Source organism: Labilithrix luteola, from assembly GCF_001263205.1.
In the GTDB taxonomy this organism is placed as follows: domain Bacteria; phylum Myxococcota_A; class Polyangia; order Polyangiales; family Polyangiaceae; genus Labilithrix; species Labilithrix luteola.
On the sequence record NZ_CP012333.1, the window covers coordinates 6,357,953 to 6,378,789 of the forward strand.

The following is a 20,837-nucleotide window of genomic DNA, read 5'->3' on the forward strand; positions in this document are numbered from 1 at the left end:
CACACGGAAGAGCACTCGCCGCTTCCGTCGTGGCTTCGAACCCATCGGCGAGACCGAAGGAGAATCGCATGCTCGAGCAGATCACGGAGAAGATGAAGGTGCTGAAGGGCGTCATCACGACGGTCGAAAAGCAGTTCGGAAAAGGCGCCATCATGGCCCTCGGAGACGAGGATGGCACCGAGCCCATCTCCACCATTTCTACGGGCTCGTTCGCCCTCGATCTCGCGACCGGCGTCGGAGGGTATCCGCGCGGGCGCGTCATCGAAGTCTACGGCCCGGAGTCGAGCGGCAAGACAACGCTCGCGCTCCACGCCATCGCCGAGGCCCAGCGCGCAGGTGGCGTTTGCGCGTTCATCGACGCCGAACACGCCATCGACGTGAACTACGCACGCAGCATCGGCGTGGAGACGGACAAGCTTCTCGTCTCCCAGCCGGACACCGGCGAGCAGGCTCTCGACATCTGCGAGATGCTCGTCAAAAGCGGCGCGGTCGATCTCATCGTGGTCGACTCCGTCGCGGCCCTCACGCCGCGCGCGGAGATCGAGGGCGAGATGGGCGATTCGCACATGGGCCTGCAGGCTCGACTCATGAGCCAGGCCCTGCGCAAGCTCACCGCCGTGGCGCACCGCACGGGCACCACGCTGATGTTCATCAACCAGCTGCGCCAGAAGATCGGCGTCACGTTCGGCAACCCCGAGACGACGACCGGTGGCAATGCGCTCAAGTTCTACGCGTCGATGCGCATGGAGGTGAGGCGCATCGGCCAGGTGAAGGTGGGCGACGAGCTCGTCGGCGGTCGCACGCGCGTGAAGATCTCCAAGAACAAGGTGGCGCCGCCCTTCTGCGAAGCGGAGTTCGACATCCGCTACGGCTCGGGCGTCGACAACATCAGCGAGCTGCTCGATCTCGGACTGGCCCGTGGGCTCGTCGAGAAGAGCGGCAACCACATGACCTTCGCCGGTGGTGCGCTCGGCAATGGTCGTGAGCGCTCGCGCGAGGCCCTCTCGCAGAGCCCGGAGCTCCAGAGCACCCTCCGTCAGGCGATTTACGCGGCGGGCCCCGTGCGCCCTGGCCGTCGCTCCGAAGGCGACGCCTGACGCGCTTCGCGGCGGGACGACGTTCCGGGCTGGCTCTCGGCACGTCGTCCTGCCGCGCTGGGACTGCTTCTCCGCTCGAAGCTCGAACTCGAAACGACCGGGACGGCGGCGCTGGGACCGTCGCCTCGGTCGTTTCGACCGCGCCCAGGTCAGGAGGCTAGGGGCCTGAAAAATGCGCGGCCATGCATCGGGGCCTTGTGATGGGAGCCCGACCCGACTAGCGCAGAGGGCATGCACGTCGTCTCCGTCAAGGAGGCCCTAGAGGGCAAGGTCGAGGTTGGTTCGAAGGTCGAGGTCCGTGGCTGGGTGCGCACCCGGCGAGACTCCAAAGCGGGCATCTCCTTCATTCACGTTACCGACGGGAGCTGCCAGGCTCCGATCCAGGCGGTCGCGCCCAATACCCTCGGCAATTACCAGAACGAGGTTCTCCACCTGACGACGGGCGCGTCGCTCATCGTCCGCGGAACCCTCGTTCAGAGCCAGGGCAAGGGCCAGGCGTTCGAGATCCAGGCCGACGAAGTCGTCGTTCTCGGTCTCGTCGACGATCCGGAGACGTACCCGCTCCAGCCGAAGCAGCACACCGCGGAGTTCCTTCGCGAGCAGGCGCACCTGCGTCCGCGCAGCAACTCGTTCGGCGCCATCACGCGCATCCGTCACGCGGCGGCGATGGCGATCCATCGCTTCTTCACCGAGCAGGGCTTCGTCTGGGTGAACACGCCGATCGTCACCGCCTCGGACGCCGAGGGCGCGGGCCAGATGTTCCGCGTCTCGACGCTCGATGCGTTGAAGCCCCCGCGCACGCCCGAAGGTGGCGTCGACTTCGGGCAGGACTTCTTCCGCAAGGAGGCCTACCTGACGGTCTCCGGGCAGCTGAACGTCGAGGCGTACTGCATGGCGATGTCGAAGGTCTACACCTTCGGCCCCACGTTCCGCGCCGAGAACTCGAACACGACGCGGCACCTCGCCGAGTTCTGGATGATCGAGCCCGAAATCGCGTTCGCGAACCTCAGCGACGACGCCGAGCTCGCCGAGGCCTTCCTCAAGGCGATCTTCAAGGCCGTCCTCAACGAGCGTCGGGACGACCTCGCCTTCCTCGACTCGACGGTGGGCAAGGGCATCGTCACGCAGGGCGGCCTCATCGCGCGCCTCGAGGCGTTCGTGCAGTCGTCGTTCGAGCGCGTCGACTACACCGACGCGATCGAGATGCTCAAGAAGTCGAAGAAGAAGTTCGAGTTCGCTCCCGAGTGGGGCAACGACCTCCAGACGGAGCACGAGCGCTTCCTCGCCGAGGAGCACATCGGTCGCCCCGTGGTCGTCATGAACTACCCGGAGCAGATCAAGGCGTTCTACATGCGCATGAACGACGACGGCAAAACCGTCGCCGCCATGGACGTCCTCGCGCCGGGCATCGGCGAGATCATCGGCGGCAGCCAGCGCGAAGAGCGCCTCGACATGCTCGATGCACGCATGCGCAAGATGAACCTCGAGCCGGAGCACTACGGCTGGTACCGCGATCTGCGCCGCTACGGCTCGGTTCCGCACGCTGGGTTTGGTCTCGGCTTCGAGCGGCTCCTCGTCTACATCTGCGGACTCGGAAACATCCGCGACGCGATCCCGTACCCGCGCGTTCCGGGCTGGGCGCAGTTCTGAGACCGCATCGACATGTCGCTCCCCGCGCGCGGCGCAGGCTCCTAGAGCTGCTCAGTGCCGTGCAGCCATCGATCAGGGCCCGAGTGCTCCACGAGTGTGTGGAGCTGGCGGGCCCTCGTCGTTTTTATTCGGCGTCGGTGTCTTGCGGCTTCGGCGCCGCGATGAAGCCCTGGTCGATTCCGCGGGAAATCACCTTCGCGGTAAGGCGACCGAGGTTGGTCGACGCCTGGCCGATGGGTGCGAGGCGTCGTTCGACGGCGCCTGCGGTCACCCCGTGGGCTCGCCACGTGCCCCCGTCCGTGAAGAAGTTGTGGAGCGCGGGCTGCAGGCGGTCCATCGCGGCGGCAAAGCGCGCGTCACTCGTCGCCTTCGCCTCGAACTCGTCCCAGAGTGCCCTGAACTCGCTCGCCTGATCGGCGGGCAGCAGGCCGAAGATGCGGTCGGCGGCTCGGCGTTCGCGCTCGGCCTGATCGACGACGGCGCTGGCGTCGAACGCGAACGTGTCGCCGGCGTCGATCTCGACGACGTCGTGGATGAGGATCATCTTGAGCACGCGCACGAGGTCGATCGGCTCGTCGGCATGTTCCGCGAGGACCACGGCCATCAACGCGAGCTGCCACGTGTGCTCGGCGTCGTTCTCCACGCGAGAGCGGTCGAGGAGCGACGTTCGACGGAGCACGGTCTTCAGCTTCTCGACTTCGAGAACGAAGGCGAGTTGCTCCATCAACCGGCGTTCGCCGAACAAACTCTCCAGATGGTCTGCCGTGATCTTGACCGACATCGCGTCTCCTCCGCCTCGTGCGTGAGCGGGAGGATACGCGACGCGTGATGCAGCGTCATGCTTCGCCGAGCGCTCGCTCGGGCGGCAAGCGGGAGCGTTTCACCACTCGACGAGGTACGTGCACGATTCGCCGCCCTTGGCTCGGCACGGCTTCGCTTCGTCGTGGGAGACGCTCGCGCGCGTCGAGAAGTGCGCGAGGACCCCTTCGAGGATTCCGGCGTCGAGCGAGCACGGATAGGGGGTGTCGCAGACCATGCTTCCGCGTCCGTCGCTCGCGGACGTCCAGTGGTAGCCGCCGAGCTTCCCGCGCGCGTTGGGATGGTTCATGTGAAAGGCGTGGTCGAGCGACGCGAGCACCTTGGCCGCCGAGTCGAGGCCAGGCGGGAACGTCGACTTCTCGAACACCAGCACGCCCATCCGGTGAATGAACGATGGGCCGAACTGCTCCTGCAGCTCTCGAATGGCTTCGAGGAAGCGAGGCACCGGATAGAGGCCGTCGCCACCGGTGTGCAGATCCTCGACACCGAGATGGCGCTTGATGACCCTCTCGCCGCGCGCCTGATACGCGCCGAACGCCGCCAGGAGCGGAGCGATGCCCGAACGACTGACACACACGCTCGTGTCCGAGAAATCGAACGCTTTCACTTAGGCCCCCAAGTCTCGCGTGGCGTCACGCTGACGCTTCACGCATACGACCCAGAGTCACACTCTATCAGTGTCGCAGCGTTACCCGTCAACACGCCCTCGTTCGCGTTGATGGATTCGGGCATCTGTCCGGGGCGGCGGCAAATTGGCGCACTGGCCGCGCACTGGCCGCCGCGTCCGCATACCGGCCTACTTCGCGGCGTCGAGGCGCGGGCGGTCCCAGCGCGTTTTCAGATAGGGCCAGAGGGTTTCGCCCATCGAGGTGATCTGGCGGATGTGGTCGCCGGCTAGGACGCCTTCATAGCCTTTGACGTGGAAGCTGCCCTGGTCGACGCCGTAGAGCGCGTGCATCGGCCCAGGGCCGGTGGTGTCGAGAGGGATCTTCGCGCTGCCGGTCATCTCGAGGAGTTTGGCGACCGTTTCGGTGACGCTCGGGTAGCCGCTCGTGGGGATCGAGGAGTGCGTGATGGCGAAGAGCTTCTCGTCGCGCGAGGCGGAGTCGGCGATGCGGGCGAACTTCTCGAGGGGCGTGACGTTCATCCGATGCTTCTTCTCGTCGATGAAGGACGTGAAGAATCCGTCGGCGAGGAGGACTGCGTCGATACGCTCGACGTTGACGGGGTCGTTCAGGATCTTCGAGATGGAAACGAAGCCCGCGCTCCACGCGGAGAGTGCGATGCGACCGAGCTTGGCCCCGTGGGCGCGGGTGCTCTTGTCGATCTCTTCCTCCGCGGCGGCGACGAGGTCTGCGAAGGCGCGCGGATCCTTGAACGCGTTGCCGTAGGCGTCCGTCCCGACGCCGTGGTTCACGCTCACGACGGCGGCGTCGAGCTTGGTGTGTTCGAGGTTCGATTCCTGGAGTTTGCCAAGGCCGTGGAAGTGGACGATGAGGTCGTAGCGGCCGGCGCGAGGTGCAAACCAAGGCGGGAGAAAGAGCTCTGCGCCATTGCCGAGGTTGGCGCGATAGGGCGTCGTGTTCTCGAATTGCGTGGGAGTTTCCACGACGCTGATTCGCGGCGTTCGAGCGTGCGTTCCCACGTCGGCTGGTCGCGCAGGCGGCTGTTCACGTGAGCATGCGGCGGCGAGAGTCATGAGGCCCATCGCCAGCCGGCCGGCCAGCCTCAGGAGTGGACGTGCGTTGAGGCTCACGGGGCGCAATCCATCGGCTCGAGCGTTCTCGCGGAGGCGCAATTTTCTGCCTTCCTTTTAGCTTTCTCGGTGTTGCCGCGCGCGTTTCCTACGTCTCCCCTGAGGCCAATAGGCAGCAGGGTGATGAAACGCCGACTCACCAGAAACCCCCGTCCAAACGGTCCTGCAAAAGCCGTTCAACGGAAATTCTGACGGAACTCCGTCCCACGGCAAGGCGCTGCATCCGGGCATCACCCTTGCCTATGGTGTGGCGGTGGGGCCGAGGGCGAGAGAGCGCAGGCTCTCGCGATCGTCCAACGCGTCCGCCTCGATCCCTAACTCGCTCCGACACGCATCATGCGGTTCGGAAACGGGCCGAGAAACGCAATCAGCCGGTTTCTAAAGAACGCTTTCGAGAAAGCAAAGATGGCCAATCCGAAAACTCCGCTGCCTCGCCCGCTTCCACCACCGCGTTCGCCGCCGCTGCCTCCGATGCCGCCGCAAGGTGCGCCGCCGAGCGTGCGTCCTTCGGGCTTCGCCGCCCGCGCGCCGAATGCGCCGCTTCCACCGGCCGTTCCGCAAGCGGCGCCGCTCCCTACGAACGTGGCGCCGGCCAGCGTGGCGCCGGCCAGCGTGCCGGGCAGCATGCCGATGCCGGGGTCGGTGCCGATTCCTTCCGGCCATGGCCACGTCGTGCCCGAGCCGCCCGGCGAGCCGCGTCCACCCGCGCAGACGGTCCACACCGTTCGTCAGCTCATCGAGTCGGTGGCGATTCCTCGTGTGACGGTGACGGTCGAGCGTGAAGGCGGTATCGCCGTGCAGCGAACCATCGTGCACGACGGGGATCTCTGCAAGATCGGCTCGCATGCGTCGAACGACGTCGTGCTGCGCGACCCGATGGTGTCGCGCTTCCACTGTCGGCTCGTTCGCGAAGACGGCCTCTGGCGGCTGCGCGATTCGGGATCGATGAACGGAACGAGCCTCGACTCGGTCCGCATTCGCGACGCCGATCTCCACAGCGAGGGTCTTCTCTCCGTCGGCGAGTCGGTCGTCCGCATTCGCGCCGGCGCGCCTCAGAAAGAAGATTTCGTTCCGATGCTCCCGTCGTTCGGTGCGCTCGTAGGAACGAGCTTGCCGATGCGACGCCTCTTCGCCCTGCTCGAAAAGATCGCGCAGAGCGACATCAACGTTCTCATCGAAGGCGAGAGCGGCACCGGCAAGGAGCTCGTCGCCACCGAAATCATGCAGCGCAGCGCGCGCGCGGACAAACCGTTCGTCGTCGTCGACTGCGGCGCCATTAGTCCGAACCTCGTCGAGAGCGAGCTCTTCGGGCACATTCGCGGAGCCTTCACCGGCGCCGATCGCGATCGGATTGGAGCGTTCGAGGCCGCCGACGGCGGCACGGTGTTCCTCGACGAGATCGGCGAGTTGCCCATCGAGCTCCAGCCGAAGCTCCTGCGCGCCCTCGAAGCGCGCGAGATTCGGCGCGTCGGCGAGACCAAGGCGCGCCGCGTGAACGTCCGCGTCATCTCCGCGACGAACCGCGACCTCGAACGCGAGGTGAACAAGGGGCGGTTCCGCGAAGACCTCTACTTCCGGCTCGCTGTCATCAGCGCACGCGTGCCCTCGCTCCGCGAGCGCCTCGACGACCTCCTCATCCTCACGCGCACGTTCCTCCAGCAGCTCGGCGTTCCCGAGGAAGAACGCCTCTTCCCGCCGGCCGTGATTGGCGAGATGGCCAAGCACGATTGGCCGGGCAACGTGCGCGAGCTACGCAACTACGTCGAACGGAGCGTCGTGCTCCAGTCGGTCAACCTCACGCTCCGCCGCGGCATGAACGCCTCGTCGGCGGGGCCGGTCAACGGGATCGATCTCTCGGTTCCGTTCCGTCTCGCGAAAGACGCCGTCATCGACTCCTTCGAGCGCTCTTACCTCTCGCAGCTCCTCGAAGCGGCGGGCGGCAACATGAGCAAGGCGGCTCGCATGGCAGGCATGGATCGCATGTACCTGCACCGCCTCGTTCAGAAGCACGGTCTGCGCGGAGGTAAGGGGAACGTGGGCGATTCGATTCGCCCGTCACCGTTTGGCGCGGCGCATGGCGATGGAAGCAACCAGTGAGAGATCGTCCTTGCCGAGCTCGCCCGTGACCACCAGCACGACGAAGTAGGCGAGGACGACCATCACCGCCGCCACGGGCGTCACGAGCTTCGAGAAGACGGGCATGTGGCTGCCTGCGAAGAACGCGAGCGCCACGCAGAGACCTACGCGGAGGGCTGTCTTCAACGGCACGAACGCGCGCGCGACACGCTTCACCGTCGCGGCGGACACGACGAGCGCCACGGCAAGGGCGACGGTCGTGGCGGTGGCCGCGGAGATGAGCTGCGGCGCACCGAAGTCCGCGCCGGGAATGACGACGAAACAGACGGTGGCGAGGAGCCCAAGGGCCATCGCGGTCATCGCCATGGCCACGCGCTCGCGCCCCAAGCTCACGAGCACGGTGGTGGCGAGGCCGAACATGGCGAAGCAGGTCTGACCAAGGGCCAGCACGTGGAGGGCGGGAGCGCCCTGCTTCGCGATGTTCGCGCCGTAGGCGAACTTGATGAGCGACTCGGGCATCGCCAGGACCACGGCGACGAGCATTCCGCAAATGATGGCACCGATGCGGCTGCCGCGGGCGACGAGCTCCGCCACGCGTGATTCGCCCTCTTCGGCCCGCGCGCGCGCGAGCATGGGAAAGAGCACCTGCGTCACGCTGAAGAGCAGCTGATAGGGCAGGAACGCAAAGAGCTGCGCTGCGCGATAAGCGCCGACCCACTCGTTCGATGCCTTGCTGGCATCGGCCAGGTTCGCGTTCTGCGCCGCGAGCGACAGGTAGCGACCGAGCAGGAAGATGTCCGCCTGCATGAGGCCGTTGGTGAAGAGCTGCGCCACCATCACCGGCACGATGAGTGACACGTACGCGCGCGCGGCGGGAACGCCTGCCGGCCGTGCACCCGTCCAGCCCTTACCGGTGCCTGCCCAACGCAAGGCCACCGAGAAGACGCCCGTCGCGGCGAGCACGGCGCCGACCGCTGCGCCGAGCACACCCGGGGACGTACCGAGCGAGGCCGCCAGCGCACCGGCGTTCTTCACGAACAGCCATCCGAGGCCGAGCAGGCCCAGCGTGCGCAGCGTGGCGGCGATCATGTCGAGCGCCGCCTGCTTCGTGAACATGCCGCGGCCGTTCAGATAGCCGACGAGCGGTGCGTAGACGCCGTAGACGGCGAGCACACCAGTCATGACGAGAAGCGGCGAGAGCACCTCGGGGGCTTGCTGGAAGTGCGCGACGAACGGCGCGCTCAGCGCGAGGAGCGCCACGAAGATCAGCGTGACCACTCCGTGAACGCGGAGCGTGGCGCGAAGGGCCTCGCTCGAATGCGCACCCGCCGCGGCCACCGTGCGACTCACGCCTTGTGTCGAGCTCGAGACGACGACGTTGTTGAGCACGTTCGACACGGCGAGCACGCGCGAGAGCGCGCCGTAGTCCGCCTGCGAAATGAAGCGCGGCAAGAGCGCTTGCTGCACGAGCCCCGTCACGATGAAGAAGACCTTCGCCGCGAGCACGGCGAGTCCGCCGCGACCCGCACGCTTCGCTTCGTCTTGCTTGGGAGCCTTCGTTTCCGTCATCGTTGGTTTCCTGAGAGCGGCGTCGGACGAAGCGCGACCGCGGGCGAGGGAAGGAGCAGCGTTCGCCCCGTATCGTGCAGACTGCACGTTCCCGGTGTGCGTTCGAAGACGTGGATCGGATAGCCCCCCGAAGCTGCGCGTCGGTCGCCGACGTAGAGTGTGTCACCGCGCCAGGCGAGACCTTGCAGGTCGTAGCCGGCCGTGGCGAGCAGCGGACTCTCGATGCCCTGCACGACCGCGCCGCTCGTCGGATCGAAGGTCACGACCGACGTTGGGTTCACGTCGTGGGCAGGACCCGCCACGATGGCGACCCCGCATCCGTCGGTGACGGCGACTTCGGACACACTCGCTCCGAGCGCGCGTTCGGTCACGAGGATCGAGCTCGTGCTGGTCTTGGTGTCGAAGCGCTCGATACCGGCCAGATCTTCGTCCGCCGCGTCGAAGTTGCGCGGCTCGGCGAGATAAAGGACGCCGTCGTGCTCGGCCATGACGTTGAACGGGTTGCGTCCCGCGAGCTCGATGGCAGCTTCGACGGTGCGCGTGGCCACGTCGATCCGGAGCATGAGCGACGGCTGCTTGGCCTGCATGTACGCGGTGCCGCTCCCGGTATCGTCGAGGCGTTCGAGGGTGACGAAGGCCTTGGCACTGCCGTTCACGTCGACGATGCGGATCGACTCGGCCTGCGGGTTGCCGTCGGCGTCGTAGCTCGAGAGATCGATGCCGGGCCCATCGAGCTTGCCGTCGCGCAGAATCGCGATGCGACCGACGTTGTAGAGGGGGAGGAACACCGAGCCGTCGGGGGCAACGGCGGCGTCGTGCGGGTTGGCGCTGGTGATGGTTCCCGTCTGCGGGTTGCGCGGCCCGAGATCGTGCACGCTCGCCTTGGCAATCGGCGTGGCACACGTGGGATCGAGCTCGAAGACGAGGTCCTGCGTGCGGGCGATGAAGAAGGCGCGGCCGTTCGAGAAGGACAGCTGCGGATCGGCCCCCAGATCGACGCCCGTCGTTCCGGCGCTGAGCTCGCACCCTGGCGCTCCGCACACGACGCTCGACTGGTAGTCGCTCGCTGCGACGAGGAGCTCCACGCTCGCGCAGTCGGTCCGAAGCGCCGCGGGCCCGCTCGCCGACGAACACGCGCCCGACAGCACGCTCAGGAGCACCGAGGCGCCGAGAGACGACAGTAGAGCGAGGGGGCGAGCACGTGCTTGCACGGGGTGGGAGGTTCAACCCTCCCCGGCGCCCGCCGTCAACTACTCCATGTGCTTCGGATCGAGCAGCTTGCCGTCGGGCGTCAGCCCGGCCTTCCTGCGCCGCTCGTCTTCCGAGAGGCCCGGCTCCACCGGCGGAGGCGTCGTGTCTCTCAACAAAACTTCACACGTCGTCACGCCCGGTGCCCCGGCGCGGATCTCGATGGCGAGCTCTCGCTTGGGATCGGTCTTGGCGTGCACGTCGATGAAGCGCGTTCCTACGGCGCCCGCCGAGACGGTTCCGTCGACCACGCGCGCGCGGAAGTAGTTGGCGACTTGCTCGGGGCGCAGCGTGGTCGAGGTCGCGTGGACGACGCCCGGAAAGCCGCGCGCGATGCCCATGCCTTGGGGCAGCTTGAGGCCGAACGCGACCTCACGCCCTTCGGGAAGCTCACCCGGCGCGAGCCGATCGACCGGCATGGCCGACTCGACCGGTGCGGGCTTGGCGGGCTCCACCTTCTTCTTGCAGCCTCCGAGCGAGAGCGCGGCAGCTCCGAGATAGAGGCCGCTTGCGAGAGCGCGACCGGTAATCAATCGACGACGAGAGCCCACGAGTCGATGATCGTCGGAGTACGCGGCCGCGGCAAGGCGACCGTGAGCACTTGGACGTTGCGGGGATTCGCGGCCGAGGGTTTGGCGACGGGAATGTCGAGCGAGTAGTTCGTGCCCGTCTGGCTGTTGACGCCGTAGTGGGTCATGCCGAAGAAGTCGGTCGAGACCGCGCCGCTGGTGTCGACGCAGTTGAGGCTTTGCTTCACCGCGACGCCCGGAATGAGCGACGGGTTGACCGGGTCGGTCATGTCCGCCTTCTGGGTGAAGGGCGTCGGCGGATACTTGTACTTTCCACCGGACCCGAGCGACGAAGGATCCTGCGGGACGACGTAGTCGACGCCCCAGACGTACTGCTTCGACTTCTCTCCGCAGACGTTGTTGATCGCCTCGGGCACGTAGGTCGCGAAGTAGAGCGTGCCGTCGAAGACTGCCATCGGACCGGTGACGCGTTCACCGTTGTTGAGGCGCGTGAACCACTTCACGCTCGCCTGAACCGTGTTCCCGAGGCCAAGCGTCGGTCGACCTTCGACGATCGAGAGCACCATGTTGTAGTCGTTCGTTGCGACCAGGTTCTCCTGATCGCCCGTGGCGACGTTGAGGACGAGGTTCCCCGTCTGATCGAGCGAAGCGACCGGCGGAACGGCAACCGGGCGACCGGCGCTGGCCGATCCGGTGCCGCCGAAGGCCGGGCTGAAGAGGTCCTGGAAGAGGTTCGCCTTCCACTGCGACGGGTTCGGGTTGCTGAGATCGACGCGCCACATCGTGCCGTCGGCGTCACCGATGAAGACCTTCTGGGTGATGGTGCCAACGTCGGACGGGTAGACGATCGGCAGACCGACCATCGGCGAGTCGAACGGCGAGTCGACGACCTTGCTCTGATCCTTCAGCGACTTCGGGGCGTCCGAGAAGCGCGCGAAGTGGCGGATGATCTCACCCGTGTCGAGGCGCACGACGGTGATGCTGCGTCCGCCGACCGGAGCGGCGCACGACGTGCCCCACTGACGAACGCTGTTACGGGGCGGGTAGGCGTGGTCGCTGAGGTCGGGGTAGGTGCTCGCCGAGTGCGTGGTGCCGAGAGCGCGCGCGCAGGTGCCGGTCTTGTCCGGCGGGCCGTCGGTGCCGCCCGGCAGGATCGCGACGCCGATCTCGCGAGCACCAGCGCCGTCACCGGGGTCGAAGAAGAGCGTGGTGACGGCGGGCGTGCCGGTCTGCTTGCCGAAGAGCGAGACGAAGCTCTTGTGGTCGCTCACGCTCGTGCGCGATGCGGGGAGCGTTTCGCCGGTGACCGAAGGCGCGTCGGTGAGCTGCCAGAGGAAGTGCGGACCGCGCTTCACCGAGCCGGAGTACGTGTCGGAGAAGGAGACGTCCGAGAGCGACGCGTACGCCGGCGGATCGTAGTTGGTCGAACAGTCGGTGCCGTTGCACGCGACGTCGCTGACGTTGAGCGCGTAGTAGCCGGGGCCGTTCGAGCCCATGCCGGCGACGAGGGTGGTGTGCCACTCCTTGCCGGCGTTCGCGCCGTAGAGATCGGTGCGAACGCGATCCCACACGACGTCCTTCACGATCGGCGAGCCGTCGAGGAGGATCTGCTGGCCGGTCGGGTAGTTCGAGGCGAGGCGCGTGAGAACCGCCGGCGGCACGAACGACCAGAGCTCGTGGCGGCTCGTGATCGGAGCTTCCTTGAGCGAGTTGAAGGCGTGGAGCACGCCGTCGGTGGTGGCGACGAAGAGCGCATGCGGGCGCGTCGCTCGGCCCTGGGCGAAGCTCCGATAGCCTTCGTCGCGCGACAGGGACATCGGCGGCGAGACGGCGGCGGGGCTCGAACGGAAGATCGCTCCGAGCGCGGAGCATTCCGGAACGCAGACGTCACCCGGGGTGACGGCCGCGCAGTCGCTGTCTTGCGAGCAGGTCGTGGCCGCGTTGATGGCGCACTTGCTCGCGCCGAACGAGGGGCAGCGCACGTTCCACTTGTTGTAGCCCTGGTACGTCGGGACGGTGCTCGCGGCCGCCGTGAAGCCCCAGATGACCTTGTTGCACTCGTCCTTGTTCAGTTTCGGGATGACGTCGCCGCTCAGGTCGCGCGAGCGCTTGCACGTCGAGTCGTCGATGCCGAGAGCCTCGGGCGGAAGGGGAGCGGTGTCGTTGTTGAGGACGCCGAGCTCGGTGCCCTTGTACGCATCGAGGCCGTCGGTCGGCGTGGTGACGAACGGTCGGATCGAGCGGCTCGAGTCGATCGCCGTGCCGTTCGTGTAATCGGCTTTCACCGTGATGAACCGGCGCTGTCCGTCGAAGGACTGACGCGCGACGTTCTGATCGAACGCGTCACCCTGGGCGGGGTCGAACGTCTGAGGCTGCGGGGCGCCGCTGACGCAGACCTGGCGCGTGCGGTCGATCTGACCGGACCACGGCTTGCGCGGGTTGGGAACGAACGCCGCCGTGTAGCTCGCGGTGATGTTGCGCGTTCCGCTTGTCGAGGTGGACGTCGCGATCGACGAATACGCCGGGACGGTACGAGTGCTCGCCGTCTTGGTGATGTTGGCGAGGACGCGGCCGAAGGCGGCGACGAGGTCACGCTGCGATTCGGCGAAGAAGGGAGGCGCGGTGCCGTTCGAACCGAAGTAGGCAATCTCGTTGAGCTGGCAGCACGCGTCGGCGGTGGTGCCGACCGCCGGAGGCGTCGTGCGGCAGTAGGTCGACATCGCGGAGCTGCTGCCGCCGAAGCCACCCGGAGCCGTCGAATAGAACCAGTTCGAACAGCTGTTGTCCGGCGCGGTCTGGAAGCCCGCCGGGAAGCCGTCGCCCGTCGGCGAGTTCGTGCCGTTGACCGAGAAGCCGATGACGAACACCGGCACCGAGTGGTGTCCCGTGCCCGTGTAGAGCGTCTTCGCGATGTCCCACGCGATCGACTGACCGCTACCGGTGGGCGTCGAGCCGGGGTACGGGCACTGGCCCGTCGGACCCTCGCAGCTCGTGCGCATGTTGAGGTTCGGCGCGCCGTCCGTGAGGAGGATGATGTACTGGTCGCGGCAGCCGCCGGTGACGTACGGGTCGGCCTTCTCCGGACCCTTGGCGTTCTCCCAGAGATAGTCGCGTGCGTCGTCGAGCATGCCGTCGATCGGCGTCGCACCGTAGGGACGCGAAGCCACGAGGACCTGCTGGATCTGCTCGTTCGTACGCTCGATGTCGGTCAGCTGGGCAAACGCGTCGTTGAAGGGAACGAGGCGCCCTTCCCAAGGCGGAGCACCCCAGTTTCGAGCTCCGACCTCGAAGGGGCTGTTCGTGGCGCATCCCACGGGACGGCCCATGGCCACGTTGCCTGCGCTGCCGTAGGGGAACGGCGTCGAGCGGATGTAGCTCCACTGGCCGAGGAACGGCGACGCGTTGATCGTGGTCGTGACCGGCGAGAGCTGCCCGACGCCGATGCCCGGATCGACATCGCTGTCGAACGTCATGAGGGCGAAGCGGACGTAGTCGCGCGCGGCGTCGAGCTGGCCGTCGTCGGCCATGATGAAGTCGCAGGAATTCGTGGTCGAGACGGGGATGGCCGAGCCGCCGCCCGTGCCGGGGTAGTTCGCCTGGATGTCCGACCACCTCAACTTGCGGAGCGCATCGTTGGGGAACGCGTCGGCGGTGAGGCCCGCCGGATCGGTGCTCGTCTGGTTGAGCGGGCCGACGCCGATGCCGCCGCCGCCCGGCAAGCGCCAGGGGCCCATGGCACACGCCGTTTGCGCCGTGCCGCCGGCGAGCGGGCGGTGGTACGGCATGAAGTAGTCCGTGTCGTACGGCTTCTGCGTGCCGATACGGTACTCGTTGACCAGCGCGCCGTTGTTCGCGCGGTCCATCTTTCCGCAGCTGTAGTAGGGCTGGAGATTGCCCGCGAGCGCTTGGAGGAGCACACCCCAGCGGTTCGGGTTCGACTGCACGCCCGGATTGCACGCGTTGGCAGGGTTGTCCGACGGCAACGACCCGTCGGTCATGCGCTCCATCGAGCCGGAGTTGTCCACCAGGAGCAGGACGTTCGGCAGCGCCCTCTGCGTGGTGCCTGCGGACTGCGCGCGCGCCGACGAGGGCGCGAGGACCGACGCGATCAGGGCGCCCGAGAGCGTGATGAGTCCGCGCGCTCGCATGCGTCGCATGGGATTTCCTCCTCGCTGATCCATGGCTCTACTGATTCAGGGGCCCGATGATGAATCGGCCTCGGCCGACCTGCATCGAGTCTCCGTTGTAGGGCTGTGCCGGGGTCGACACGCCGTTGATTTGGATGATGCCGTAGGTGCTCACGGAGACCATGGCGAACTTCAAGCGCAAGTTGATGTCGTAGCCGGGAGGCGGGGGAGCCTGCGTGGGGTTCGTGAGCTCGATGATCACGTCGCCGCGGAGATCGCCGTCGCCGAACGACTGCGCGGTGAACACCTCGCGATCGCCCCAGTTCTTCTTCAGCTCGTTGGAGGTGATTCGAACGCACGACTTCGCGCGGATGGTGCCCCTCACGCCAGCCTGGTTTTTCTGGGCCGAGAGGCAGTTGTTCTCCGAGGCCGAGAGGTCGGTGCTCGGGTTGAGCATGCGTGCGTTGACGATGTTGTCGGCGTTCGCGAAGGTGACGTAGTCGGCGGTGGCGACGGCGGCCATCTCGGTGGTGTTCTGAGCCTGCACGGAGCGGCGGTAGTTGCTCGACGCACGGATGTCTTCGGTCGTCGAGGAGAGGGCATAGGCGCCCATCACCGCCAGCAAGCCGAGGGTGGTGACCACGACGAACATGACGGCGCCGTCGCTTCGCTTGCGCGCGCGCGCTCGCCGCTTCGCCAGCGAGAGTTTCGCGCAGTCCTGTCGTCGGGCTTCCATCGTCAGGTGATCTCCGCGGACTAGTAGTTCATGCGCGCTTGGTTCGTGAGCGCGACTTCCGAGACGAGCGTGCGGACCCGGGCAAAGCGCGTGCAAGCGGCAAGGGCGACCTCGTCGATGCAATAGCGGTAGAGGAAGCCGTCGGCGGGACCGGGCAGATTGAGCTTCCGGTCGGGCATCGCCGCGCGCGTGGCGAGACGGAAGCGAACCGAACGGATGCGGTGCGGGCCAGGCGTCGAGGCCGTTCCCGAAGAGACGCCGGTGCTCGTCGTCCACCTCTGGTTGTTCTCGTCGTCTTCGAAGTCGAAGCCCGTGTTGAGGGGGAGCAGCGGCGACTGATCGACCGTGAACGCGAAGCGCAAGTCGACGGCGTATTCGGACACGAGCTCGGGCGAACCGACGAGGGCGCCCGTGGCGTCGATGTACTGGCGGAAGAGGTCGTATTTCGCATTCGCGTCGACGTCGGGATCGAGGCGCGGGTTGGCGACGCGCTGGATGCTCCATCGCACCGTCTGGAGCGGCGCAATCTGAAGCTGCTCGAAGCCCTCGAAGCCGCCCTTTTGGCCGGTATCTTGCGCGCTGAGCACCGGGGTGCCGAGGTTCGAGTTCGCGAGGTCGAGCCACGCCTGACCGCCGGCGACGCCCGCCGCGGCCACCACGACGAAGTGCGTCTTGCCGCTCGTGTCCGTCACGCGCGCCGGGAAGGTGCGGCCTGCGACGGGCAGGAAGGTCTCGCTCAAGATGGCGGTGGCCTCGGCGTCCGAGCGCGGCGTCGCGCCGTCGGGCATGAGAAGCATGCGCATGACGGTCGGGTCGTCGTTGTTCAACGTGAAGCGTTGCGGACCGATCGTACCGGGGCCGATGGTGCCCAGGTACTGGTCGTTGCTCGTCAGGTTGCCGGTGATGTCGAGCGCCTGGGGCCGCAGCCCGTTGCTTGCTGCGATCGGAAGCGAGGGCGCCTCGGGGCTTGCCGCCCTGTAGAGGCGAAGGCCGGCGAGGTTGTTGAGCGCCGTGTAGCGCGAGCCGGTGTCCGTCGCCGGATCGGGCGCGGTGCGGTCACGCGCGATGCCTGGATCCCAACGGATGTTGCCCGTGCTCATGAACGAAGCGCGCGTGAGGTCGCTCGTGAGGCGGCTGGCGGCGAGGCGAAGCGCCATCTCCGCAGAGGTCGTGCGGACCTGCTCGTGGAAGGTGTTGGTCGACGTCTTCGCGAGCGCCACGACCGCCATCGTCACGATGAGCCCGGCGACGAGCGACACCATGAGCTCGGGCAGCGTGAAGCCACGCTGCTGGCGACGGTTCTCGCGAGCGGCACGTGCGACGCGCGCGATCACGAAGCGACGCATGCGCGTGCGGATCATCGGGCGTTCCTCCGGACGATGGAGGTCAGATAGAGAAAGTGGGCCTGCTGGGTGGTGAGGGCGCCGGCCGTCGCCACCGAGCAATCGGTGGGCGGCCCCTGCTCGAAGCGCGGCCAGAACACGCGAACCTCGGCCCGGATCGGGCTCGTCGTCGGGTTGTTCACGGGATCGAGAAAGTCGAGCCGGTAGTTCACGCAGAAGAAGATGTCCTTGGAACCTTCGGGGAGCTCGCGTCCGAGCACGTCGAAGGCGTAGCTCTGACCGAAGTAGTTGTTCGGCGGCGCGGGCGGCTGCTGCCAGCCGACGTTGGCGCCGAGCGGGGTGGGCAGGGCGCTGGCAAACCGAAGCCAGGTCGTGTTCGTGGTGAGGTTGCTGTTCGGATCGGCGCTGTCCGGCTTCGTCCAGGTCATCGCGTCACGCTGGAGGCGTCCCATCCACTGGTTGCCGATCGCCGTGGCGATGTCGAAGCGACGCGCATCGGTGTTGCCCTGAATGGACACCTTCTGCATGCCGATGACGCCCGCGGCGCCGATCGCGAACAGCGTCATGGCCACGAGGACCTCGACGGCCGTGTAGCCATCGCGACGCGCGCGGCGACGAAGCGTGCGGACCATACGGCCGAAACCAGGGGCGGGGCTCTTCATTGCGAACGGATCCGCGTGGCGCCCGTGGGCGTCATGATGACGTTACGAACGAGGCCAACGGGACGGGTGCTTCCAGCCGGCTTGCGCTGGAAGGCGAGGTTCAAGTCACCGGTGAAGGGCTGGGTCGTGGGCAGGTTGCCGACGGCCGCCGCGACGGTCGCGCCTGCGCTGAGGTACACGCGGCCGCCCGGGGTGAAGCACATGGCGACGGCGGTTTGCGCCTGGCCGTCGACCGTGAGCACCGTTTCGAGGCCCGCCTTCACCTGGAGCGAGTTGGCGCTCGCGTTGAGGTTCTCGCCGCCGATCAGCGGGTTGAGGGGGCCGCCGCCGGGGACCTGGCTCCAGCTCCCGGGGATCTTGCAGGGGCTCTGCGGGCGCCCCTGAGCGTTCAGCCCTTCGTACGAGAGGATGCTTCCTCGATCCGTCACACCGTTCGAGGTGATCGTCACGAGCTGAGCCGCACCGCGCGCCAGCGCCCGCGTGCGCGCCACGTGAATCACCTTCGCGAACATGTCGGCCTCGCGGAAGGCGAGGCGATCTTCACGGGCGGCGGCCATGTTCGGCACCGCCATCATGGCCAGCATCGCCACGATGAGGACGACGACCATGAGCTCGAGGAGGGTGAAGCCTCCCGCCTCCCGCCGAGCCTTGGCACGGCGAATCACACGCACGTGCGCACGGACACTCCCGCTCGCGCGGCTCGCGAGGGGGGTTGCACCGTCCTGTCCGAGGCCGGAGAACCGGGGAATCACCCCACGATGACGTACATCGAGCGTTCGCACCCGCGCACGGTCGAGCAAGGGGCGTGCCCCGCGGACGCGCTCACGCGAGGCTCGAAATTCCCGCGTCCGCTCCCGGGGACCCTCGAATCCTTTGCGGGGCTACGAAAAAAGTGCGAGCGAGGTGCGTGTCTCTCCGCCAAGGGCGCCTTTGCTCCAGCGTGGTTCACCCCCGCCGCCGAGCGATGTATGACACGCGGCATGTCGAAGGCCTCACTCTCCACCCTTTTTCTCTTCGCCGCGGTCACGGTCACGGCAACGGTCGTCGGGTGCAAGGAAGACAAGCCGAAGGAGACCCCCCCGCCGCCTCCGCCCCCTGCGGCCTCGGTGGCCAAGGCGGGCGCATGTTCGTCGGGAGGCGGTGAGCTCACCGACCCCGTCTCGGCGCCGTTCTTCCCGAAGACGGTCGCCGGTTACTGCGTCGATCCGCAGGGCGAGGTGAAGACCTATGGCGAGAAGGGCAAGCTCTCGATGGACGAGGTCTGCACGACCGCGTTCGACGGCGAGTGTGAGGTCTACAAGCGCTTCGGCCTGAAGCGCGTCGTGTCACTTCATTATGTGGACGGGAGCGGCAAGGGCGGCAGCGTCGAGGTGAACCTCTCGCAGTTCGCCGATCCCGCGAGCGCCTACGGCATGTACACGCTGCGCGTCGTCCCGGCCGATCCGGTCGGTGAGTCGAGCCCGCGCGTGCTCGATGCCGGCGCGGCCGCAGCGTCGGGAACGGGACGCGCCTACGTCTGGCGTGGGCCGTACGTCGCCGAGCTGCAGTACATCAACGAGCAGGAGTCGCCTGCCGAGCTCGCGAAGTCGTCCGACGCGATTCTCTCCGCGGTCGCCAAGGAGATCGGCGATCGGCTCCCCGGACCGAAGGAGCTCCCCACCGCGGCGAAGGCGCTGCCGACGGCGCATCGCGTTCCGAATGGCATTCTCTTCTCGCCGAAGGACGTCCTCGGTGCGACGAACGTTGGCCCCGCGGCCATGGGCTTCTACAAGGACGGCGACAAGCGCTGGCGCGTGCTGTCGATCGTGAAGGACGACGCCGACCAGGCCAAGGACGCCTTCAAGACGCTGAAGTCGAAGCCGGGCACCCTGCCGATCTCCGGCTTCGGTGACGAAGGCGCGCACATCGCCGTGCCGATCTCGGAAGGCGGCGGCGGCAAGGCGGCGGCCGGGCCGAAGGTGGAGTTCTTCATCGCCCGCAAGGGCAACGTCGTGTGGGGCGTCGGCGACGAAGAGTACGTCGTGCGCGAATCCAAGGACGACAAGGGCCGCGTCTCGAAGGAGGACGCGCAGACGCAGATGAAGGCGCTGCTTGCGGCCCCTGCGCCTACGGCGGGTTCGTCGTCGGCTTCGCCTGCGACGCCTTCTTCGGCCGCCCCGGCTTCTTCTTCGAAGAAATAGCCGCCGGCGCATCGGCCACGGTGACCTTCGGGTAGAGCGAAACGCGCTCGAAGCAGGCCTCCTCGATCCTCCGGTTCTTCCTGACGAGCGTGCTCGCCTCGATGAACCGGGTGGTCACCGGGTCGTGGTAGCCGCTGGCGTCCGGAAGGTCGGGAATGTCGGCGCGGTGGTAACGCACCACGCGCCGCATGAGGTGGTCGCGCGCCCACTTGCCGACGAGCGAGGCGAGGCCGACGATGGCGGCGCTCTCGTCGGCGTCGCGGAGGAAGGCGAGGCGCCCGAGCCCGTGCACCTGGTATTCGCTGCGCGCGCGCGTCTCCATGAGCGTGGCGCGGAGCCAGCCGGCGAGCGGACCGAAGCGTTCACCGTAGAAGCCGAAGCCGCCGACCTTTCCGCAGAGCGCGTAGATGTCGGCGCCGCCTTCTTCGCGCGCGCGTAGAGCGAGTCGTTCCATCGTGTGGAGATCGACGTCGAAGCGCGAGAGCCCGCGTCCCGCCGCTTCGTTGAGGCGGCGCGTGCAAACGACCGCGACGCGAACGCTCCGAATGCGGACGCCCTTCTTCTCGAGTTTCTCGAGATCCTTCGCGCAGGCCTTCAGCGTGTCGTCCGTTGCGCCGAACGCTTCACCTTCGGTTCCCCAGCAGAGGTCGGCGTGGTGTCCGGGGCAGGGCTTACGAAGCGCCTCCTCGGGGTCGAGCATGATGTGGCCGAGGAGCTCCTGAGGCGTTCGTGCATTTCCGCCCGCGCGCGCAGAGATGACACGGGCCCAGGCCTCGCCGAGAGCACTGTCGTCGAATGCAACGAGCTTCTTCGAATCGCCCATGCGCTTGGCGAACGAGCCACGGGTTTTCGAGGAGACCCACTTGGCGCCAGCCTCGTCGACCTCGGCCAGAACGCTCGTGACGATGAGCGGGCCGAGGCGAGGCCCCATGCCGTTTTCATCGATTCCGACGTAAAGGTTTCCAGTCCACGGCGGAGAGGTCTCCTGAGCCGTGTGTGAGCGGCTGCTCGAGGAGCCGGACTTTCGAGAGGCGGGGGGCACGG

The 20,837-nt window shown here is 67.2% G+C and carries 16 protein-coding genes; 4 read left to right on the plus strand and 12 right to left on the minus strand.

The window, feature by feature from the left end:
- The first annotated feature begins 68 nt into the window (after positions 1-68).
- On the plus strand, positions 69-1,097 hold the full coding sequence (gene recA / locus AKJ09_RS27685; RefSeq protein WP_146650866.1) for a recombinase RecA: 1,029 nt from the start codon (positions 69-71) through the stop codon (positions 1,095-1,097).
- 231 nt (positions 1,098-1,328) lie between these two features.
- Positions 1,329-2,747 (plus strand): asparagine--tRNA ligase, encoded by a 1,419-nt coding sequence (gene asnS, locus AKJ09_RS27690; protein WP_146650867.1) that lies wholly within the window; start codon positions 1,329-1,331, stop codon positions 2,745-2,747.
- 124 nt (positions 2,748-2,871) lie between these two features.
- Here asnS and AKJ09_RS27695 read toward each other — a convergent pair whose 3' ends face one another.
- The 3 genes from AKJ09_RS27695 to AKJ09_RS27705 all read right to left on the minus strand — a co-directional run bounded on the left by AKJ09_RS27695 (position 2,872) and on the right by AKJ09_RS27705 (position 5,175).
- Positions 2,872-3,528: an HD domain-containing protein gene (locus AKJ09_RS27695; RefSeq protein ID WP_146650868.1), complete on the minus strand. Its 657-nt coding sequence runs from the start codon at positions 3,526-3,528 to the stop codon at positions 2,872-2,874.
- 99 nt (positions 3,529-3,627) lie between these two features.
- On the minus strand, positions 3,628-4,173 hold the full coding sequence (locus AKJ09_RS27700; RefSeq protein WP_146650869.1) for a hypothetical protein: 546 nt from the start codon (positions 4,171-4,173) through the stop codon (positions 3,628-3,630).
- Between the two features lie 189 nt (positions 4,174-4,362).
- Positions 4,363-5,175, minus strand: a complete 813-nt coding sequence (locus AKJ09_RS27705; RefSeq protein WP_146650870.1) for a hypothetical protein — start codon at positions 5,173-5,175, stop codon at positions 4,363-4,365.
- A gap of 552 nt (positions 5,176-5,727) precedes the next feature.
- Here AKJ09_RS27705 and AKJ09_RS27710 point away from each other — a divergent pair.
- Positions 5,728-7,419, plus strand: a complete 1,692-nt coding sequence (locus AKJ09_RS27710; protein WP_240488608.1) for a sigma 54-interacting transcriptional regulator — start codon at positions 5,728-5,730, stop codon at positions 7,417-7,419.
- Here the strand turns inward: AKJ09_RS27710 and AKJ09_RS27715 are convergent.
- From AKJ09_RS27715 to AKJ09_RS27750, 8 genes are read right to left on the minus strand one after another with little or no spacing between them, the layout of a single operon-like run.
- Positions 7,378-8,967, minus strand: coding sequence for a lipopolysaccharide biosynthesis protein (locus AKJ09_RS27715; RefSeq protein ID WP_146650871.1), 1,590 nt, complete (start codon positions 8,965-8,967; stop codon positions 7,378-7,380). The two genes, AKJ09_RS27710 and AKJ09_RS27715, sit on opposite strands and share 42 nt — an antisense overlap.
- The gene (locus AKJ09_RS27720) at positions 8,964-10,178 is read right to left on the minus strand and encodes an NHL repeat-containing protein (protein ID WP_146650872.1); all 1,215 of its coding nucleotides are present in this window, start codon (positions 10,176-10,178) and stop codon (positions 8,964-8,966) included. Before AKJ09_RS27720 ends, AKJ09_RS27715 begins: the two co-directional genes overlap by 4 nt.
- A 39-nt stretch (positions 10,179-10,217) precedes the next feature.
- Entirely contained in the window at positions 10,218-10,766 is a 549-nt protein-coding gene (locus tag AKJ09_RS27725) for a hypothetical protein (protein ID WP_146650873.1), read from the minus strand.
- Complete coding sequence (locus AKJ09_RS27730; protein ID WP_169927927.1) at positions 10,745-14,902, minus strand: pilus assembly protein; 4,158 nt, start codon at positions 14,900-14,902, stop codon at positions 10,745-10,747. Before AKJ09_RS27730 ends, AKJ09_RS27725 begins: the two co-directional genes overlap by 22 nt.
- Before the next feature lie 28 nt (positions 14,903-14,930).
- Positions 14,931-15,608, minus strand: coding sequence for a hypothetical protein (locus AKJ09_RS27735; protein WP_146650875.1), 678 nt, complete (start codon positions 15,606-15,608; stop codon positions 14,931-14,933).
- Between the two features lie 20 nt (positions 15,609-15,628).
- Positions 15,629-16,969, minus strand: coding sequence for a PilW family protein (locus tag AKJ09_RS27740; protein ID WP_146650876.1), 1,341 nt, complete (start codon positions 16,967-16,969; stop codon positions 15,629-15,631).
- On the minus strand, positions 16,966-17,613 hold the full coding sequence (locus tag AKJ09_RS27745; RefSeq protein ID WP_146650877.1) for a type IV pilus modification PilV family protein: 648 nt from the start codon (positions 17,611-17,613) through the stop codon (positions 16,966-16,968). The genes AKJ09_RS27740 and AKJ09_RS27745 overlap by 4 nt, the downstream gene beginning before the upstream one ends.
- Positions 17,610-18,365, minus strand: coding sequence for a pilus assembly FimT family protein (locus AKJ09_RS27750; RefSeq protein ID WP_169927928.1), 756 nt, complete (start codon positions 18,363-18,365; stop codon positions 17,610-17,612). Before AKJ09_RS27750 ends, AKJ09_RS27745 begins: the two co-directional genes overlap by 4 nt.
- 228 nt (positions 18,366-18,593) lie before the next feature.
- Between AKJ09_RS27750 and AKJ09_RS27755 the strand changes: the two genes are divergently transcribed.
- Entirely contained in the window at positions 18,594-19,793 is a 1,200-nt protein-coding gene (locus tag AKJ09_RS27755; RefSeq protein ID WP_146650879.1) for a DUF6599 family protein, read from the plus strand.
- Here the strand turns inward: AKJ09_RS27755 and AKJ09_RS27760 are convergent.
- Positions 19,720-20,724, minus strand: coding sequence for a hypothetical protein (locus tag AKJ09_RS27760; RefSeq protein WP_205633820.1), 1,005 nt, complete (start codon positions 20,722-20,724; stop codon positions 19,720-19,722). The genes AKJ09_RS27755 and AKJ09_RS27760 overlap by 74 nt on opposite strands.
- Positions 20,725-20,837 lie beyond the last annotated feature (113 nt).

Bases quoted from the DNA above. Each gene is read 5' to 3' on its own strand.
- recA (WP_146650866.1), top strand. From the start codon at position 69: ATGCTCGAGCAGATCACGGAGAAGATGAAGGTGCTGAAGGGCGTCATC.
- asnS (WP_146650867.1), top strand. From the start codon at position 1,329: ATGCACGTCGTCTCCGTCAAGGAGGCCCTAGAGGGCAAGGTCGAGGTT.
- AKJ09_RS27695 (WP_146650868.1), bottom strand. From the start codon at position 3,528: ATGTCGGTCAAGATCACGGCAGACCATCTGGAGAGTTTGTTCGGCGAA.
- AKJ09_RS27710 (WP_240488608.1), top strand. From the start codon at position 5,728: ATGGCCAATCCGAAAACTCCGCTGCCTCGCCCGCTTCCACCACCGCGT.
- AKJ09_RS27715 (WP_146650871.1), bottom strand. From the start codon at position 8,967: ATGACGGAAACGAAGGCTCCCAAGCAAGACGAAGCGAAGCGTGCGGGT.
- AKJ09_RS27730 (WP_169927927.1), bottom strand. From the start codon at position 14,902: ATGCGACGCATGCGAGCGCGCGGACTCATCACGCTCTCGGGCGCCCTG.
- AKJ09_RS27735 (WP_146650875.1), bottom strand. From the start codon at position 15,608: ATGGAAGCCCGACGACAGGACTGCGCGAAACTCTCGCTGGCGAAGCGG.
- AKJ09_RS27740 (WP_146650876.1), bottom strand. From the start codon at position 16,969: ATGATCCGCACGCGCATGCGTCGCTTCGTGATCGCGCGCGTCGCACGT.
- AKJ09_RS27745 (WP_146650877.1), bottom strand. From the start codon at position 17,613: ATGAAGAGCCCCGCCCCTGGTTTCGGCCGTATGGTCCGCACGCTTCGT.
- AKJ09_RS27755 (WP_146650879.1), top strand. From the start codon at position 18,594: ATGTCGAAGGCCTCACTCTCCACCCTTTTTCTCTTCGCCGCGGTCACG.
- AKJ09_RS27760 (WP_205633820.1), bottom strand. From the start codon at position 20,724: ATGGGGCCTCGCCTCGGCCCGCTCATCGTCACGAGCGTTCTGGCCGAG.